14 protein-coding genes and 1 tRNA gene are annotated in these 17,553 nt (G+C 54.7%); 8 read left to right on the forward strand and 7 right to left on the reverse strand.

Annotation, left to right across the window (positions count from 1 at the left end; genetic code table 11):
- Positions 1-156: 156 nt before the first annotated feature.
- Complete coding sequence (locus tag ABNH10_RS05545; protein WP_349385020.1) at positions 157-1,545, reverse strand: KamA family radical SAM protein; 1,389 nt, start codon at positions 1,543-1,545, stop codon at positions 157-159.
- A 369-nt stretch (positions 1,546-1,914) separates the two neighbouring features.
- On the opposite strand from ABNH10_RS05545, the gene ABNH10_RS05550 reads away from it, so the two are divergent.
- Positions 1,915-3,366 carry a phospholipase D-like domain-containing protein gene (locus ABNH10_RS05550; RefSeq protein ID WP_349385021.1) on the forward strand — a complete coding sequence of 484 codons (1,452 nt, stop codon included), beginning with the start codon at positions 1,915-1,917 and terminating at the stop codon, positions 3,364-3,366.
- A gap of 516 nt (positions 3,367-3,882) precedes the next feature.
- On the opposite strand, the gene ABNH10_RS05555 is transcribed toward ABNH10_RS05550, so the two are convergent.
- The 3 genes from ABNH10_RS05555 to ABNH10_RS05565 form a co-directional block, all read right to left on the reverse strand.
- On the reverse strand, positions 3,883-4,059 hold the full coding sequence (locus ABNH10_RS05555) for a PLD nuclease N-terminal domain-containing protein (protein ID WP_349385022.1): 177 nt from the start codon (positions 4,057-4,059) through the stop codon (positions 3,883-3,885).
- 100 nt (positions 4,060-4,159) lie between these two features.
- Entirely contained in the window at positions 4,160-5,371 is a 1,212-nt protein-coding gene (locus ABNH10_RS05560; RefSeq protein ID WP_349385023.1) for an MFS transporter, read from the reverse strand.
- Between the two features lie 114 nt (positions 5,372-5,485).
- A tRNA-Arg gene (locus tag ABNH10_RS05565) sits at positions 5,486-5,562 on the reverse strand.
- A 632-nt stretch (positions 5,563-6,194) separates the two neighbouring features.
- Between ABNH10_RS05565 and arsS the strand changes: the two genes are divergently transcribed.
- The 4 genes from arsS (at position 6,195) to ABNH10_RS05585 (ending at position 8,913) form a co-directional block, all read left to right on the forward strand.
- On the forward strand, positions 6,195-7,151 hold the full coding sequence (arsS, locus tag ABNH10_RS05570) for an arsenosugar biosynthesis radical SAM (seleno)protein ArsS (RefSeq protein ID WP_349385024.1): 957 nt from the start codon (positions 6,195-6,197) through the stop codon (positions 7,149-7,151).
- On the forward strand, positions 7,148-7,834 hold the full coding sequence (locus ABNH10_RS05575; RefSeq protein WP_349385025.1) for a TIGR04283 family arsenosugar biosynthesis glycosyltransferase: 687 nt from the start codon (positions 7,148-7,150) through the stop codon (positions 7,832-7,834). The genes arsS and ABNH10_RS05575 overlap by 4 nt, the downstream gene beginning before the upstream one ends.
- Complete coding sequence (locus ABNH10_RS05580; protein WP_349385026.1) at positions 7,831-8,457, forward strand: TIGR04282 family arsenosugar biosynthesis glycosyltransferase; 627 nt, start codon at positions 7,831-7,833, stop codon at positions 8,455-8,457. Before ABNH10_RS05575 ends, ABNH10_RS05580 begins: the two co-directional genes overlap by 4 nt.
- Positions 8,458-8,568: 111 nt before the next feature.
- Complete coding sequence (locus ABNH10_RS05585; RefSeq protein WP_349385027.1) at positions 8,569-8,913, forward strand: Hpt domain-containing protein; 345 nt, start codon at positions 8,569-8,571, stop codon at positions 8,911-8,913.
- A 603-nt stretch (positions 8,914-9,516) separates the two neighbouring features.
- Here ABNH10_RS05585 and fdxA read toward each other — a convergent pair.
- Both fdxA and mutS read right to left on the reverse strand, forming a co-directional pair.
- Positions 9,517-9,840 carry a ferredoxin FdxA gene (gene fdxA, locus ABNH10_RS05590; protein ID WP_039926233.1) on the reverse strand — a complete coding sequence of 108 codons (324 nt, stop codon included), beginning with the start codon at positions 9,838-9,840 and terminating at the stop codon, positions 9,517-9,519.
- 215 nt (positions 9,841-10,055) lie between these two features.
- Entirely contained in the window at positions 10,056-12,620 is a 2,565-nt protein-coding gene (mutS, locus tag ABNH10_RS05595; RefSeq protein ID WP_349385028.1) for a DNA mismatch repair protein MutS, read from the reverse strand.
- Between the two features lie 265 nt (positions 12,621-12,885).
- Between mutS and ABNH10_RS05600 the strand changes: the two genes are divergently transcribed.
- Positions 12,886-14,244, forward strand: coding sequence for a tyrosine-type recombinase/integrase (locus ABNH10_RS05600; protein WP_103918150.1), 1,359 nt, complete (start codon positions 12,886-12,888; stop codon positions 14,242-14,244).
- Between the two features lie 108 nt (positions 14,245-14,352).
- On the opposite strand, the gene ABNH10_RS05605 is transcribed toward ABNH10_RS05600, so the two are convergent.
- Positions 14,353-15,024, reverse strand: coding sequence for a hypothetical protein (locus ABNH10_RS05605; RefSeq protein WP_349385029.1), 672 nt, complete (start codon positions 15,022-15,024; stop codon positions 14,353-14,355).
- A 90-nt stretch (positions 15,025-15,114) separates the two neighbouring features.
- Here ABNH10_RS05605 and ABNH10_RS05610 point away from each other — a divergent pair, with 90 nt between their 5' ends.
- Positions 15,115-16,551, forward strand: a complete 1,437-nt coding sequence (locus tag ABNH10_RS05610; RefSeq protein ID WP_349385030.1) for a hypothetical protein — start codon at positions 15,115-15,117, stop codon at positions 16,549-16,551.
- 266 nt (positions 16,552-16,817) lie between these two features.
- Positions 16,818-17,522, forward strand: a complete 705-nt coding sequence (locus ABNH10_RS05615) for an inovirus Gp2 family protein (RefSeq protein ID WP_349385031.1) — start codon at positions 16,818-16,820, stop codon at positions 17,520-17,522.
- The last annotated feature ends 31 nt before the right edge of the window (positions 17,523-17,553 follow it).

The following is a 17,553-nucleotide window of genomic DNA, read 5'->3' on the forward strand; positions in this document are numbered from 1 at the left end:
TTGGTGCCACAAAAGAGCCGCTCCTTACACGCGAGAGCATTTAAATAATCGAATGCTGGAATAATGCGAGTTTCATTCTCTTCAGGCTTTAGGTTGTTGGCAAAATGAAAACGCCCCGCATGGGCGGGGCGTTTTCATACTGGCTGTCCGTTGTTGTTAGCTTTCCATTTCTGCCAGCTCATCTTCAAAGAAGAATTTCTCTTCGCCGAAGGCCGGTTCCAGATGGTTGAGCCAAGTGGCTTCTTCGTTGTATTTGGCGAAGAAAGGGCGCTGGACCCAATCGTGGTTGCGGCCTTGAATGAAACGCAGGGCGAAAACTTTCTCGCCGTTGATTTCGGTAACGCCCTGGATTTCCACCTTGCCCGGGTGGCTGGACATGCTGGGGCCGCGCGCGGTGCGAGCGATGCCGGAGACCTGTTTCATGGCATCGCGATAGATGTTCCAGGCCTTGGCCAGCGGCACTTCAAAGTAATGGCGGGCGCCGGTGTCTCGCTCTACGAACATGTAATAAGGAATGATGCCCAGTTCGACCTGGGTTTGCCACAGGCGCGCCCAGTCGTCGGCGTTGTCATTAATGTGCGCCAGCAGCGGCCCCTGGGCACGGATCACGGCGCCTGTTGCGCGGACCCGTTTCACCGCTTCACGGGCGATGTTGGTTTCCAGTTCCTGCCAGTGGTTGTAGTGGGCCATCAGCGCCAGATGCTTGCCGCTGGCGATCACTTCTTCGAACAGGTGTAGCAGATCCCTGGCGTCGGCATCGGAGACCACGCGCTGGGGCCAGAAGGTGAGTGCCTTGGAGCCGATACGGATGGTGCGGATCTGTTCCAGTTCCAGCAGCGGCTCGATATGAGCCCGCAGGTTCTTGGTCTTCATCACCAGCGGATCACCGCCGGTAATCAGTACATCGGAAATTTCCGGGTGGGCCTGAATGTATTTCTTCAGCTGGCCGGCTTCCTTGGTGGCGATTTTCAGGTCGTTGTCGCCGATGAACTGGGCCCAACGGAAACAGAAGGTGCAGTAGCTGTGGCAGACCTGACCCTGGCTGGGGAAAAACAGCACAGTCTCGTTGTATTTGTGTTGGATGCCTTCGATCTTCTCGCCGTCCACTTCCGGGATGTTGTGTTCCATCTGCCCGGCAGGGTGCGGGTTCAGCGCTTCACGCACTTCGGCGATAGCGGTTTTAATGGCGGTTTTGTCGCCGCCACGCATGGCATCGGCGACCTTGTCGAAGTGTTCCGGGGCCAGCATGCCTTTCTGGGGAAAGGTGAGCTGGTAGATGGGATCATTGGGCACATTATCCCAGTTGATCAGTTCGTTGATCACATATTCGTTGACCCGAAACGGCAGAACATTGGCCACCACGTCCATGGCAAAGCGGGTCTCATCGTCCAAGTGGGTGAGTTGTTCGATCTTGTCCAGCTGGCGTGCGGTGTAGACCTTGAAGCGACGGGGTTCGTCGTAGGCATGGTCGAAAGTCTGTGCCAACGTGTCGGCGCTTTCTCGGATGTCCTGATGCAGCGGAATAACCGTATTGGTTTCGGGCATGGTATTGCTCCTCATCATGCGCCGGCATGACGTAAACGCCGTCAACACCGGTACACTGGTTGCCTAAACCAGCAGGATTAATCGTGGTTACTGATGGCCAGCGGCGGCTGGCGCTAAGCTGGGACTTGTTAGCCTGTTTAACGTGCGTCGGCGTGGCGACGCAGAGGACTTGGAACGGATCGCCCCCCAGCCATATCGGGGGAGGAGAGTGGCCATTTGCTGTGCGCTGTTTAACTGGCGCCAGCTGACCGGTGCTCCAAAAGAGGGCGTATTCTAGGGAAGCGACGGGCAAAGCGCAAAGTCCCGCCGCCTCGGGCCTGGCCGGTTATGCTATCGTTGGGCCGATACCCGCTTCAGGGACGGAATTTGATGCCTTTGGATGCCAATTACTGGACCGCTGAGATTGATGCATTATTGAGGATGCTGGAACCCTATTGGCCCTACGTGGCTGCAGTCATTAGTATCGGGTTGGCGGTAACAGTGACCGTGCATGTTGCTCAGAACAAGCGCGATGCTCGGGCCGTGGCGGCGTGGACCGGTTTGGTCTGGCTGGTGCCGGTGCTGGGTGCAGTGCTGTATTACATGCTGGGGGTCAATCGTATTCGTCGGCGGGCTCGTCAGCTAACCGGTGGTTTGATCGACAGTAACGATGGCTGGCGTATCGCCGCCGAACCTGAGCCGGATCTCAAATACCTGAAGGTCCTTAGTCGTCTGGTAGGGCGGTTGACACATCTGCCGCTTACGGATGGCAATGATATTACCTTGCTGAACGCGCCCATCGCTTATCAGGCAATGTTGGATGCCATCGATAGCGCCACGGAAAGCATTTATCTGGCCACCTACATTTTCGGCAATGATGCTGCCGGCAAGCCGCTGGCGGATGCGCTTTCGGCGGCGGTGGCGCGCGGGGTCAAGGTGCGGGTGTTGGTGGACGGCGCCGGCGCCCTGTATTCCTTGCCTTCGGTGGTCTGGCGCTTGCGCCGTGGCAAGGTGCCCGTGGAGCGTTTTCTGTATTCCCTGGCGCCGTGGCGCATGCCGTACCTGAATCTGCGCAATCATCGCAAATTTATGGTGGTGGACCGTTGCTATGGGTTTACCGGGGGGATGAATATTCGGGCGGGCTATATACAGCAGCCGCCGAAGATCACGGATTTGCATGCCCGTATTGAAGGCCCAGTAGTAGGGCAGTTACTGCGCACTTTTGCCGCTGATTGGTATTTCACTAGTGGTGAATTGCTGGACACCTGTTATTGCGGCCCAGCTTGGCTGGGCGCAGTGCAGTCCCGGGGTATCAGTGCTGGGCCGGATGCGGATTTCGATAAACGTCGCATGACGTTGCTCGCGGCCATTGGCAGCGCTGAATCCCGAATTCGCATTGTTACCCCGTATTTTGTGCCGGACCTGACTCTGCTGGCCACATTGCAACTGGCGCTGCTTAAAGGGGTGCAGGTGGAGATTGTGATCCCCCGCAAGAATAATCTGCGGCTGGTGCACTGGGCCAGCCTGCATGCTTTGCGCTGGTTGGTATCGGAAGGCGCGGAGCTGTACCTGTCACCGCCGCCATTCGACCACAGCAAGGTGATGACGGTGGACCGCCACTGGGTCATGTTGGGTTCGGGAAACTGGGATGCGCGCAGCCTGCGATTGAATTTTGAGTTTGACCTGGAGTGCTACGGGGAGGCGTTCGCAGGGCAGATTGATGAAATGCTGGATGAACGTATTGCTTTGTCTCAGCGGTTCGACCAAGCGGGTTTTCAGCAGGTCGCACCCTGGCGACGGGTCCGTAATGCACTGGCGCATATGCTGGAGCCCTATTTGTAAAGGGTATTAGTAGGCGCTTACAGCAAAATGCCACCATTGTGGGGTCTTGATCGCGACCGTCCCGATTGAAGAGAAGCATGGCTCTCATGCTGGTGTTGATGGTCGTGAGCCTGCTCGCGTTTGCGGGTGATGGAGAATGGGGGCGGGTTACTGAGTGGGAGGATGTCGAGGTCATTCGGTCAGAATGACAGGCATTACGGCACGGCTGAAAACCTTTAGCGGGGCGGAAAAGTAGCGGGTCAATGGTGTTAACGTCACTGGTGCTTTGCTGGATGACTATGACGCGGTGGGGATGTATATGCCTGCATGGGGCTGGAAACTGGTTATCAAATTAGTTATCTGAGTCGCAATTCCTCGTGGCCAGTAAAAACCTGATGCGGCTGTGCGGGAGTCTGTTATCAGGAGCATCACGGCATCCACGGGATTACCTCACGGCTACCCTCAGACACTGGGTGCCTGGCTGCAATCGGTCGAGAATCGCGGGGTGGCCGCCGCGGCCACCCCGCGAAACAAAAGCTAACGCTTCAGGGGGGAGCCTGGCCCCATGAGTGCCCAGATAATTAGGCCAATCAGCGGCACAATCAATACCAGTAATACCCACAGTATCTTGGCGCCAGTTTCAGCGGAGGATTGGATAATCATTACGATGGCGTAGATCGCCACGGCCAGTTGTAGCAGTCCCAGTAATTTCATCGAAATTCCTTTTTTATCCAACGTGAATTTTCAGCGGTTCTCGGTTTCTTAATTTAGAGGACTTGGCAGAAACGGTAAATCATTGAGATGTAAAACTCGGTCAAGATTGCGGGTGGTCGAGCCGTTGGCTTTCTCGGTTGATCAGCATCAGGCCGCTATACAGCAGGGCCATTGCCGACAATCCGGCCCCCAGTAGCACCACGCCTCTCCAGTCGTAGTGGTCGTAAGCAGCCGCAGACGCCAGCGAGCCTAGAGCACCCCCCAGAAAGTAGAGAAACATGTAGCCGGAGTTGAGCCGGTTGCGGGCGTCTTCATCCAGCGACAAAACCATGTTCATATTTGTGATGTGAACCGCCTGCAGCGCCAAGTCTAAAAGCACAATGCCTGCCAGCAGGGCGATGAGCGATGTGCCGCCGAGCCCAAGTAGCCCCCAGGAAAGCAGCAAAACCACAGTGCCGATGATTGTCAGCCGCTGGCCGTGGCCCCGGTCAGTCAGTACCCCTGTATGGCGTGCTGAGAGCGCGCCGGCGGCGCCAGCCAAGCCGAACAGACCAATGGTGGCATCATTGAATGACCAAGGCTCGGAAGACAGCATAAAGGCCAGTGATGTCCACAACACACTAAACATGGCAAAGGCCAGAAACCCGATGATGGAGCGCTGACGGAACACCTTGTGGCGCACGAATAAACCTACGATGGAGGCGATCAGCTGGCCATAGTGGTGAGACGAGGGCTGGTGGTAGCGCGGCAGCTGGCGCCATAGAGCCAAGGTATTGAGCAGCATTAACCCCGCTGCGACCCAGTACACGGTATGCCAGTCTCCCAGGGAAGACAGTGCTCCGGCCACGGTGCGAGCCAGAAGAATCCCCAGTAACAGCCCGCTCATCACCGTGCCCACGACTTTGCCGCGGCTTTCCACTGGCGCTAGAGTGGCTGCAAAGGGCACCAATACTTGAGCGACTACAGAAAAGGCCCCGGTGATTGCCGTGCCGGCCAGCAGCATTGGCAGTGAGTGGGCATTGGCGCTGATCAGCAGTCCGAGCATGGCCAACAGCATCATGATCACGATTAACCGTCGCCGCTCAATCAGGTCGCCCAGTGGCACCAAGAGAATCAGCCCCACCGCATAACTGGCCTGGGCGGTGGTGACAATGATGCCGGCTTTGGCGTAGCTCAAGCTGAGTTGATCTGAAATGGTGTGCAACAGTGGTTGGGCGTAATAGTTGCTGGCGACCACCAGGCCAGTGGTGGCCGCCATCAGCAGTACCAGAAGCGGGCTCAATGGCGATACGGTTGTGTTGTCTTGTGGCATGGTGAATCCTGGTATCGCAGGTTCTGGCGATAGAGTCTGGTAGAGTGCAAGAGCGAACCTGAAAAGACAGCTGATGCTAACTGGCCATAAAACAGTGATGCAGAGGAAAGAAGGTGGTGCCCCGGAGACGATTCGAACGTCCGACCTAGCGCTTAGGAGGCGCTTGCTCTATCCAACTGAGCTACCGGGGCTTAAAGAAATGACGATTGTAAGGATTTTGCTGCGCGGTGCCAGTTCCGGGGAGCAAGCGGCTATTTTATCGGCGCTTACTCGCCCTGCGGGCGCCGGCAAAGCGGCGGTATCCGCTTCGCGTTCGTTCGGCCAAAGCACGCTTTGGAAACCCCCGCACTCACCCAACTGAGCTACCGGGGCTTAAAGAGGTGACGATTGTAAGGATTTTGCTGCGCGGTGCCAGTTCCGGGGAGCAAGCGGCTATTTTATCGGCGCTTACTCGTCCTGCGGGCGCCGGCAAAGCGGCGGTATCCGCTTCGCGTTCGTTCGGCCAAAGCACGCTTTGGAAACCCCCGCACTCACCCAACTGAGCTACCGGGGCTTAAAGAAATGACGATTGTAAGGATTTTGCTTCGTGGTGCCCGGTGGTTAATGTTGCGGCGATTCTGGGGGTGGGAATGCTGTTGGAAGTGCCGCTTGTTGAATGAATAGACCCCGCAGATTCAGCTATTGTCAGAGGATGCCTCTGTTTCTATGGTAAAAACGCTGTCACAAAAACCATCCCTTCGCACTTGCTTGCAAGCTTTCACGTAACGTTTGCGACAAGCCTGCATCTAATTGATAGCATTAAGGAAATTGAAACAGGTGAAGTATGCAGGACACCCATGATTTATTGGTGCGCAGCAGCACCGATTTCCCGCCATTGCGCCGCCATGTCACGTCCGTGTTGCAGGTCAACTTGGGCTACTTGTGCAACCTGAGTTGTGTGCACTGCCATGTGAATGCTGGCCCCACGCGCACTGAGCTGATGGCCAAGGCCACCATCGACCTGATTCTTCAGGTGATCCGCAAGCGGGATATCAAGGTCATCGACCTTACCGGCGGCGCGCCGGAGATGAACCCGCATTTTCGTTACCTGGTGCGTGAATGCCATGCACTCGGTGTGGAGGTTATCGATCGCTGTAACCTCACCATCCTGCTCGAACCCGGCTATGAAGATTTGCCACAGTTTCTGGCCGATCACCACGTGCATGTGGTGGCCTCTTTGCCGTGTTATTCCGAAGAAAACGTGAATAAGCAACGCGGAAAAGGGGTGTTTCAGGGGAGCCTGGAGGCGATTCGCCGCCTTAACGAAAAAGGCTACGGAGAGAGTCGAGTGTTGGATCTTGTCTATAACCCCACCGGTGCCTCTCTGCCGCCTCCCCAGCAGGCCTTGGAAGCTGATTACAAGCGCGAACTGATGGAACATTTTGGTCTGCGTTTTAATCATCTGCTGACGATTACCAATATGCCCATTAGCCGTTTTGGCGCGGTGTTGTTGGCCCATAATCAGTTCAACGACTACATGCAGCTGCTGCGTGATAGCTATAACCGCGAAACCTTGCCAGCCTTGATGTGTCGCTCCATGGTTAGCGTGGATTATCAGGGGTATCTCTACGATTGTGATTTCAACCAGATGTTGGATATGCCGCAAGGTCATCATGAAGGCCATCAGCATTTGTCGAGCCTGCTGGATGAGGATATTGAAGGCGAGCCGATTTATGTGGCGGATCATTGCTTTGGCTGCACCGCCGGTGCCGGAAGCAGTTGCGGTGGCGCGCTGGGATGAGTCGGGTGAGCGTTATTGTCCCGGTACTCAATGAAGCCGATACCCTGGCCGAGTCACTGACGCAGGTGCGCGCTGCATTGCATGCAGGTGACGAACTGATTGTAGTGGACGGCGACAGTACTGATGATAGTGTTGGTATTGCCCGGCAGATTGCCGATACGGTGCTAACCAGTGAGCCGGGGCGCAGTGCCCAGATGAATGCGGGCGCGGTGTGTGCCACCGGCGTATGGCTGTGGTTCGTGCATGCGGATACCGTGCTCGACTCGCGTCACCGTGAGGCCTTGGATGAGGTGCCGCCTACAGGACAATGGGGCCGCTTCGATGTGCGTTTAAGCAACCCCCGTTTTCTGTTCCGTGTGATTGCTTCCATGATGAATTGGCGCTCGCGCCTCAGTGGCATCGCCACAGGCGACCAGGCGATGTTTGTCCGCCGGGAGGTTTTTCGGGAGCAGGGCGGGTTTCCCGCCCAGCCATTAATGGAGGATATTGCCCTGTCGCGCATGCTGCGTGCGCAATCCCGCCCGCTGTGCCTGCGCCCGCCGTTGATGACCAGTAGCCGACGGTGGGACGCCAACGGCCCTTGGCACACCATCTGGTTAATGTGGGTTTTGCGCTTTCGTTACTGGCGCGGCGCCAGCCCGGAAGCCCTGCATCGGGATTATTACCGGGGGGATGCCGGTTGACGGACACACCACTGCTGATCATTTTCGCCCGAGCCTTGCAGGCTGGGCAGGTAAAAACTCGGCTGATTCCGGGCTTTGGTGCCGAAGGCGCGATGCAGATTTATCAGCAGTTGCTGTGGCGTACCTTTTCTGCCGCGCAGGAGTTTCCTGGCGAGGTGCAGTTGTGGCTGGATAAGCCTGATGCGGCGTTGAAGGCTGAAGCAACAGTGCGTGGCTGGTCTTGTCATTTACAGTCGGATGGCGATCTAGGTGAACGGATGGCCAGGGCGCTCTCACATGGATTGGGTCACTTCTCTCGGGTTTTGCTGATAGGTAGTGATTGCTTGCTGCTAGGTCGCCCCTACTTCGAACAGGCACTGCATACACTCGCGCACGCGCCTGTAGTGTTTGGTGCCAGTGAAGATGGTGGCTATGTGCTTCTGGGTAGCAGTCAGGCATCGCTCTGGTCTGCCGCTCGATTTAGTGGTGTCCGTTTTGGCGGGCCTCATGCGTTGCAGGATAGTTGCGCCTGCTTCACTTCGGAACAGACTGCCGTATTGCCTGCGCTATGGGACGTGGATGAACCTGAAGATGTGGCACGGGCCCGTTCGTCTGGACTGTTACCGGCGTTCACTTTTTCCTGACTTGGCAGAGAGTAGAAAGGTTCTAGATTGAATAAATTCGTACCCTGTAACACATAACAGGGCTTCTCTACCTGCTATGGTAGCCACCGTAAAGGATGACGGAGCAGGTTGATGCACGATAGATCAGTCCTCGATGCCGAGGTTGTTTCCGAATTGCAGGATGTAATGGGCCAAGACTTCCAGATGCTGGTCGAATCTTTCCAGCGTGATGGTGAGAAACGCCTGGCCGCCATGTTTACGGCTCTGGAAGAAGAGGATAAAGAGGCTCTTCGCAGGCAGGCGCACAGTTTTAAAGGCAGCAGTAGCAACCTTGGTGCTATTGGTGTTGCGGATGTGTGTATGGCGCTGGAAATACGGGTGTCCAATGATGATCTGGCTAGTCTGCGTCCTCTGATTGAATCTCTAAAATGGCAATTTCAGCAGGCCTGTACGGCACTGCACGGCTGTCGAGCATAAGCCAAACGACAGATGTAGCTGAATTCTAGCCAAAAAAAACCCTCTTCCGAAATTGGGGGTGGAAGAGGGGGTTGTGAGCGCTATTACTAGCGCCTTGGGGGGATACTGGTTGGGCCAGTGATGCTGTGTAACACCACCTTTCCATGGGAAATAATGCTACCGAGAAGTGCTACAAGGTGCTGTAAAAAGCCGTGAGGAAATGTAAAGGCTTGAGCGGCTTTTGGCACCAGGATGTAGTCGGTTCGGCCTCGATCATGGGAACCAGGAAGAAGCTTTGTAAGAGATATCCTACAAATCTGTAGGATAAACTAGTGTTTTTTGTTCTATTCTAGGGTTAAAAGGTAGAGCTATTAGTGTTAAGTGTTTGTTTTTATTTGTTATTTTTTTGTTTGTGTGTTTTTTGCTCAGGTTTTTAATGTTTATTTAACCCACAGGGCAAAATGCGGTTGTTATAGTATTTGCGTGCTCAGGGAATTGGGCACAAGGATTTGCAAGGATTGCAGTACAAGGATGTTGCGGTGAGCGCAAAAGGGTCAGGATGACTCGACGCAAAAAGGGCGGCAGGATGCCGCCCTTTTATTTTGTCTGGAAAAAGTGATCCGTTTAGCGGACCAGCTTCTCCCGCTTGTTCGGCACACCGTCCCACTCTTCAGCGTCATCCGGCGCATCTTTCATTTCGGTAATGTTCGGCCACTTCTCTGCCAGATCCGCATTGATCTCCAAGAAGTCTTGCTGGTCGTCTGGCAGCTCATCTTCCGAGAAAATCGCGTTTACCGGGCACTCCGGCTCGCACAGTGCACAGTCGATACACTCGTCCGGGTGGATGACCAGAAAATTCTCGCCTTCGTAGAAACAATCTACCGGGCACACTTCCACACAATCGGTGTGTTTGCAGTTAATGCAGTTCTCACCTACTACGAACGTCATATCCTGTCCTCGCCAGGTGTCTTCAATGTGTACAGTGCCAGTGGCTGATTATAACAGCAACAGGCACGGTCTCGCTTGGGGTGGCGCTAGTCTAGCGATATGCCCTAAGGCAGGCAAACGGAGTGTTGATATAAGGTTATAGCCTAGGAGCCAATGGCTCCGCACGCCGGCAGCTCGCGTTCACTGGGCTTGCTCTGCAGCGCCCCTAAGAGGGCTCACGTCAGTTTTTTCAATGTGTATAGCGCTTCCAGGGCTTGCTTTGGTGTCAGCTCGTCCGGGTTTATATCGGTCAATGCCAGCTCGATCGCGCTGGGTTCGTTGAATAGTGAGGTCTGTGTTGGCGTGGTATGACTGCTGGCGGTAGTGGTCGAAGGTGCAAGCGGTTTGCCTTCTTCCAACTCTCGTAATTTCTCACCGGCCTTATGGATCACACTGGCCGGCACTCCCGCCAGTTGAGCCACCTGCAGACCATAACTGCGACTGGCCGGGCCTTCTTGTACCCGGTGCAGGAATACAATGCGATTATCGTGTTCGCTGGCGGTCAGGTGTGCATTGTAGATGCCCGGTAGTTGCTCTGGTAGTTGAGTCAACTCGAAGTAGTGAGTGGCGAACAGAGTAAATGACTTGAGATTGCGCGCTAGGTGCTCGGCGGCAGCCCAGGCCAGGCTCAGGCCATCAAAAGTGCTGGTGCCGCGGCCAATCTCGTCCATCAGTACTAGGCTTTGAGCGGTGGCGTTGTTGAGGATGTTGGCGGTTTCTGACATTTCCACCATAAAGGTGGAGCGGCCACCGGCCAGATCATCGGACGAGCCAATGCGGGTGAAGATCCGGTCCAGGCTACCGATGCGGGCACTGGCCGCCGGCACGCAGCTGCCAAGGTGCGCGAGCAGCGCGATCAGGGCGGTTTGACGCATGTAGGTAGATTTACCGCCCATGTTGGGGCCGGTAATGATTACCATACGGCGGGCATTGTCTAAGTGCAGGCTGTTAGGAACGAACGCGTCGTCTAGCACCTGTTCCACCACCGGGTGACGGCCATCCACAATTTCGATGATCGCTTCGTCATCTACTAACTGTGGGCGCACCCAGTTGAGTGCTTCGGCCCGTTCGGCCAGCGATGCCAGCACATCGAGCTCGGCCACGGCGGCAGCACTGCGCTGAAGGGCGTGCAGGTCGTCGGCCACTTTTTCCAGTAGTGCTTCGTAGAGGCGTTTCTCCAGCGTTAGAGCTTTGCTGGACGCGGACAGGGCCTTGTCCTCAAATTCTTTCAGTTCGGGAGTGATAAACCGTTCAGCATTTTTCAGTGTTTGACGGCGTTGATAATCCGCCGGCGCCTGATCGGACTCGCGTCGCGACAGCTCAATGTAATAGCCATGAACGCGGTTGTACTTCACGCGCAGGGTGGAAAGCTGGGTACGTTCGCGCTCGCGGGTTTCGATATCCACTAAAATCGCACCGGCGTTTTCGCTGATGGAACGCAGCTCATCGAGCTCTTCACTGTAACCGGGAGCAATGACGCCGCCGTCGCGTATCAGCATGGGCGGATTCTCGATCACCGCCGTGCCTAGCAATTCTACCTGGTTCGGAAACTGGCCGATGCGCTCAATCAATTCGCAAAAACAATCGGCGGCGGGTAGGGTGCCGATTAGAGGCGGCAGCGCTTTGAGGCTGGCGTGCAGGCGCGTCAGGTCCCGAGGGCGAGCAGAACGTAACGCCACCCGGCCGAGAATGCGTTCCATGTCGCCGATGTCGCTAAGCACATCGCGGGCGGACTCAAAGCACCAGCCCTGACGCAGGGCGTCGATCTGGTCCTGCCGCTGGGTGAGCGTGGTGCGGTTGCGCAATGGCTGGTGTACCCAGCGTTTAAGCAAGCGCGCGCCCATGGCAGTTTTGGTGCTGTCCAGCACCCAGGCCAGGGTGTGTTGCTCCTGGCCATCCAGGGTTTCAGTCAGCTCCAAGTTACGGCGGGTGGCCGCATCCATGGCGACCGCATCATCAAAGCTTTCTACTGTTAGGCCGGTGATATGTGGGAGTTCGCCGCGCTGGGTTTCCTTGGCATAGCCAAGCAGTGCGCCAGCGGCGGAAACCGCCACGGGAGACGGCTCACCAAAGCCGGCCAGATCCTGCACCTGGAACTGTTGGCACAGCTGGCGACGGGCAGCGTCTTCATCAAACTCCCAGCTCGGGCGTTTACGAGTACCCGGTCGATCGGACCAGCGCCCTGGCAGACCATGCTCTTCACTGATCAACAATTCCGCTGGCGACCAGCGCTCCAGCAAGGCCTGTAATTGCTCGGCACCTTCTACTTGAGTGACGACAAAGCGCCCGGCGGCCAAATCCAGGCTGGCGCAACCGTATTGATTATTATGGTCGAAAACCGCGCACAATAAATTATCCCGACGCTCTTCCAGTAAGGCCTCATCGCTCACCGTACCGGGCGTGACGATGCGAACCACCTTGCGCTCCACCGGCCCCTTGGCCAGCGCCGGGTCACCGATTTGTTCGGCAATGGCCACGGATTCGCCCAGCTTCACCAGCCGCGCCAGATAGTTCTCCGCCGCGTGGTAGGGAATGCCGGCCATGGGAATCGGCTTGCCGGCACTTTGGCCGCGCTGGGTCAGGGTGATATCCAGCAGTCGCGCCGCTTTCTGCGCATCGCCAAAGAACAACTCATAGAAATCCCCCATGCGGTAGAACACCAGCTGGTCCGGGTGTTCGGCCTTAATGCCGAGGTATTGCTGCATCATAGGTGTGTGTGCGGATAAATCGTTGTGCGTCATATCTACGTTTCAGCCCGTTTTTTCCTGTTATTTCGCTATAAATTCAGGTGGTTAGCGAAACGTGTAATTTCCGGTAGTGTCCGTGCTTGTCCATGGTAATCCACCCCAATCCGCAAAATAAGTGTAGATTTTAGTGTAGGTTTTCGTGCCGGGCCGATTCCCCGGTGATATACTGCTCAAAACCTACACCAAATCCTTTGCAGGCCAGACGGAGCCTGCGATGCGGGGATTTGCTTGAAACCGTTAGTGTTGGTGGATCAAAGCGATGGAGCATAGCAAACAAGGCAGTAAGCAACTATCGGTCCGTGCCATTGAGGCAATGCGGCCAGGTGACAAGGTCAAAACGGATGGTGCTGAGAACGCGGGACTGCGGGTCAGCTGCGGCTCGTCGGGCCTGAAAACCTTCACTTATCGCTATCTAAGCCCGGAGACGGGAAAGCTGGTTCAGGTCAAGATCGGTAACTTCCCTGGGGTGAAGCTTGCCGAAGCTCGCCTTGAGCTTTCCAAAATGAAGGAGCTGAGGGCAAAAGGGATTTGCCCCAAAGCCGAACGGGACCGTCAGCTCCAGGCGGAGAAAGAAGCCAAGGCTGCACAGGCAGAGGCTGAAGCCGTTGCTGCCTATACGGTGACGGATCTGGTTGAGCAGTATCTGACGGAGGTGATCGAGGACCGTTCGGTGACTGATTCCAGAACAGGTGAGAAAAAGCGGGTTCCTGGTGCCAGAAAGCCAAAAGGGCAGTGGGAGGTCCGCAGAACCTTGTACAACGATGTCGTCCGGGTGCTCGGGGAGAGGCCGGCGGCGGAGGTGAAGCGCAAGGATGTGGTCGACCTGATCAAGGAGATCTTGGATCGAGGGGCCCGCGTTCAGGCGGGGAATGTACTCAGGGAGTTCGTCGCTGCCTATGAGTACGCCATTGGGCTTGAGCGCTTGCCAGACGACTTTCCGAACCCTGCATGGTTGGCTAAGGCTAGTCTGAAGACGGCCAGGATCCGTATGAGTCCCAACAAGGGCCGGCGGGTGCTCTCTGATAAAGAGTTGGCGGCTGTTCTGGCTTGGTTGCCAGGCTCGGGCTACTCCACCACTCAGAAGAATGTCATGCGGTTTACTCTTTGGACTGGTTGCCGGACAGGGGAGGTGTGTAACGCTGAGTGGAAGGATATCGACCTGGAGGCGGGTACTTGGCATTTGAGTGACTCAAAGAATGGAGCGGAGCGATACGTTCAGTTGCCAACACAGGCCATCGAATTTCTGAGCCAGTTGAAGCTGACTACGGATAAGTACCCTTTCCCGTCAACTCGCACCAGGAAGCCAATCCAGCAAAAGTCGCTAACCGAGACGAAATGGCACCTGAAGAACCCCGAAAAGCTCAAATCTGGTCGGAGTTACACGGCTGCTCAGCTCTGGCTAACGTCCATTCCTGACTGGTCCCCCCACGACCTGCGGCGCACAGTTAGGACAGGCCTGGCCCGAATGAGGTGCCCCAGCGAGGTGGCTGAAGCTGTCTTGGGGCACTCACGAAAGGGTATTGAGGGGACCTATGACCTGCACAGCTATGAGGCTGAGTGCCGGGTGTGGTTGCAGCGATGGGCTGACCATATTTCAGAGCTGAGTCTGCCGCGATGATGCTCGGTTGAGGGTGATGGAGGCTGTGTTGGTGGCCCCTTGCTGTTCTCTGGTCGTCTGGCGGTGATTAGCCTGGATGTTTCTGTGGGCTTGCTGCCCTGGTGGGGCTTAAGTCTCGGAGGTTGTTGCGGGGGTAAGGGCTTCTTCTGTCTCTCTGGTCAGAGCTTGAATGAGCTCCGACTTTCTTAACGAATGATTCGGGGCAGGGGGTTCTTCTGCAAAGCCCCAGGTCTCAATTCTCGCCTTCAGGTCGGCTATCCGGTCGATATGCTCGTTGATGATGTTGTCTCTTAAGCGCAAGGCGCTCTCCAGCGTCTTAATGTGCTTGTCTTGAAGGTGGTGGCTATTGCCTGGCGAAAAAATGGTCTGCTTGGTGATTTGAGCTTGTTTAAGCGTCTTGGTTTTCGCCCAGCGGATATCTTGATGTGCTTGCTCAACAAGATACTCGATGGCTTCAGCCACATTTGTCCCTGCCCCTAGTTCATTCTGTAGTTTGGCCAATTGACTGGCTGCTTTTTTGCTAATGAAAAAGTTGTAGTTCTTTCTTCCAAGGTTTTTCTCTTTTTCCCGAGAACGGTACCTGTTCAGTGCTGACTCAAATAGTCGGCGAAGCTCTCCTGTCACTCTTGCCTGACTATCAAGGTGCCTCAATTGCTCTATCACGGTTGTGCTCATTGGGTTGCCGCTGAGAAGACCTTTCTTTGCTAGGTAGCGGTGTGCCCAGCGGCATTCCTTTTGGTCAGAAGGATTGATACAGCCGAAGATTAGCAGTTCAGACACGGGGCAGGTTCCATTAAACTAGTTAAAACTAATTATAAACTAGTTTAATAAAGTGCCGCAATTTTGCTCACCGGACTTGGTGGAATATCCGTGGAAGAATATAATCGTCGTAATTATAGGGCTAAAATACGGGGATTTATTGTTTTGGAAAGAAGTGATATCTGCAGGGTGCTGCAAATTAGAGATGACCGGGTGTCGGCGGTGGACAAGTTTTTCCTTATATCCGTGTTGGGAGTATATAAGGACGCTGTTGTTAATGAAAGCGTAAAGAGGATCTCCGAACGCATCAAAATGAGCGATGCGTTTGTTACACGGTCGAGGGATGTTTGGGAGGAAATAGGAGTCGTGAAAATTGACTCAATGGGTCAGGTCAAACAAAAAGGAAGGAGGAAGAAGAGCTTCCGAATTTGTGTTGATGAGCTGGATCGGCTCAAGGCAGAGGGTACGACGAAGATCGTAAACGCCGGAGTAGTTCGAGGCATGTTCTGTAACGCTGCCAGGAGCGAGCGTGTCAGGATCAAGAATAGTGAAGGGAGCGAAGACCTCAATGTGAATTCGCTAGTACTCCTTGGGGTGTTGGTGATGCTTTCTGATCATACAGGGTATCTCTCTGGTCATGGAATAAAGGCAATCGGAGCGATGGCTGGTCTGAAGAGAGCGCAGTTCAGATATGCATTGGAGTCGTTGATTGCCATGGGGGTAGTTAGGAATTATCTACCTGGCTTTGCTGGTCATTATTTGTTCGGTAAGCGGGAAGGAGTTTATTGGCTAAATTTGGGCCATGAGACTTTTGGGGATAAGAAGCGGGGGAGTATCTATGTCCTTGATCCGAGCGTCCGGGGGATGTTCTCGCAGGTGGACCGGATCTATTCCTCCTTCCAGAGGATAAATGTCAGATATCTAAGGGGGGCAGAGAAAGATATAGCGGACAGAGCGTTGAGGCTGGCTGAGCAAGAAGCTCTGATAGGTCTGCCTGAGGGTGGTCACCGGTTCTTCCTAGATGGTGCCTCTCCATGGGCCCGGCAGCACCTCAAGTGTTTCTTGGCTGAACAAGCGTGTTTTGTTCTTGAGAGACACATTGGGCGTTGGCCTGAAACGAATGATGGTCTGGTGGAGCTCAAGGATCAGGAGTTGATTGAGCTCATCCATCAAGGGTTAGGCTCGGATGTATGGCTCGAAAAAATGGAGGAAAGTAGTGCGCCATTGGTAGCTGAATTTGCTGATTTTTTGGCTGGCTGGGTGATTTGGATCGCTGCGGATGCAATGAAAGCATGTCGTGAGTCGTTACAAAGCATAGGGTTGGAGTCCCTGCTATGCAACGGGGTGAAATTTAGAATGTACTTAAATGACGAGGATAATAATCCGTTTGGTGGGCTGGCTTTGGGGATCTTTCCTGTGCGGGGAAAGGTCGATTTGGGGTGTGACCAGTTGATTGTAAAGACGAAAGAACAAACTTGGGAGGTCTTTGGCCAAGAGGCCGATATCGATAAGCGGATTCTTGAGGGGATGGGACTGCGTCGAATGTGACCATAGACCTTGTCGCGGTTGATCTAATCCGCGAGTTCATATTGATCATGAGCCTCAGTAAGTACAGGGGCGGGGGGCTGAAGGATGTCGGTAATAGTATTATGGGAAGGCCTTTAAGAGGGTTCTCTACCCTCTTATTGATATTAAATACTAGTATGAGAAGAATGCCAGTAAGTGATTGATAGATAAGTTCTATATAGTCATGACTGGTTAAGAAATACACAACAGCTAATTCCTATGGATTCATTACATTCAAGGAGTTAGCAATGAAACGTCGTCACCCAGACAATACCAACCTTACTTACCATCACTCAGGCCCCTGGAACGGATATGACGTTCAGCTACAGAGGGGGCCGTTGTTTATTCCCTATCTGGAGCGTATCCACCAGACCATGGAGCAAGCTAGCCATAGGCAGGCAAGTACTATGGCGGTGAGGATCGATCTGTATCTACCTGAAAACGGGTATGTGCGATCTGGGGACTGGTTTGGTCACTTCATTCGGTCTCTAAAAGAACAGGTGGATGCAGATCTGTCCAGGCGTAAACGTGAAGGCCGTAGGGCGCCTGCTTGTAGAATTGATTACATAGGCGTCGAGGAGAAGGTAGGAGATAAGCAGGTTCACTATCACGCCTGCTTGTTCTTGAATGGTGAGGTCTATCGTGGGCTAGGTGAGTTTCCTGCAGGGAGAGGCTTCGATCCGGATGTGCTGGGAGATCCACGGGCTGAGCGGGCAGATAGCCTGGCTAAAAAGATTGTTATGGCTTGGGCCAGGGCATTGGGGATGACCATGAGAGAAGCGACTGGCTTGGTGCATTTCCCTACAGGAGGGGTGTACTGGCTGAGACGTAGTAGCCCGGGATTCGAAGCGACTGAAGCTGGGCTGTTTAATCGGCTGAGCTACCTAGCGAAGGCTCAGAGCAAGAGATTCGGCAGAGGAGGACGAAATATTCGGTATAGCCGAGGCGATTAGTGCCAGAGACGATCTGGCCGTTTTTTACAGC

This window comes from Alcanivorax sp., from assembly GCF_040119285.1.
Lineage (GTDB): Bacteria > Pseudomonadota > Gammaproteobacteria > Pseudomonadales > Alcanivoracaceae > Alcanivorax.

Coding starts and splice junctions, on each gene's coding strand:
- ABNH10_RS05545 (WP_349385020.1), bottom strand. CDS start 1,545: ATGCCCGAAACCAATACGGTTATTCCGCTGCATCAGGACATCCGAGAA.
- ABNH10_RS05550 (WP_349385021.1), top strand. CDS start 1,915: ATGCCTTTGGATGCCAATTACTGGACCGCTGAGATTGATGCATTATTG.
- ABNH10_RS05555 (WP_349385022.1), bottom strand. CDS start 4,059: ATGAAATTACTGGGACTGCTACAACTGGCCGTGGCGATCTACGCCATC.
- ABNH10_RS05560 (WP_349385023.1), bottom strand. CDS start 5,371: ATGCCACAAGACAACACAACCGTATCGCCATTGAGCCCGCTTCTGGTA.
- arsS (WP_349385024.1), top strand. CDS start 6,195: ATGCAGGACACCCATGATTTATTGGTGCGCAGCAGCACCGATTTCCCG.
- ABNH10_RS05575 (WP_349385025.1), top strand. CDS start 7,148: ATGAGTCGGGTGAGCGTTATTGTCCCGGTACTCAATGAAGCCGATACC.
- ABNH10_RS05585 (WP_349385027.1), top strand. CDS start 8,569: ATGCACGATAGATCAGTCCTCGATGCCGAGGTTGTTTCCGAATTGCAG.
- fdxA (WP_039926233.1), bottom strand. CDS start 9,840: ATGACGTTCGTAGTAGGTGAGAACTGCATTAACTGCAAACACACCGAT.
- mutS (WP_349385028.1), bottom strand. CDS start 12,620: ATGACGCACAACGATTTATCCGCACACACACCTATGATGCAGCAATAC.
- ABNH10_RS05600 (WP_103918150.1), top strand. CDS start 12,886: ATGGAGCATAGCAAACAAGGCAGTAAGCAACTATCGGTCCGTGCCATT.
- ABNH10_RS05615 (WP_349385031.1), top strand. CDS start 16,818: ATGAAACGTCGTCACCCAGACAATACCAACCTTACTTACCATCACTCA.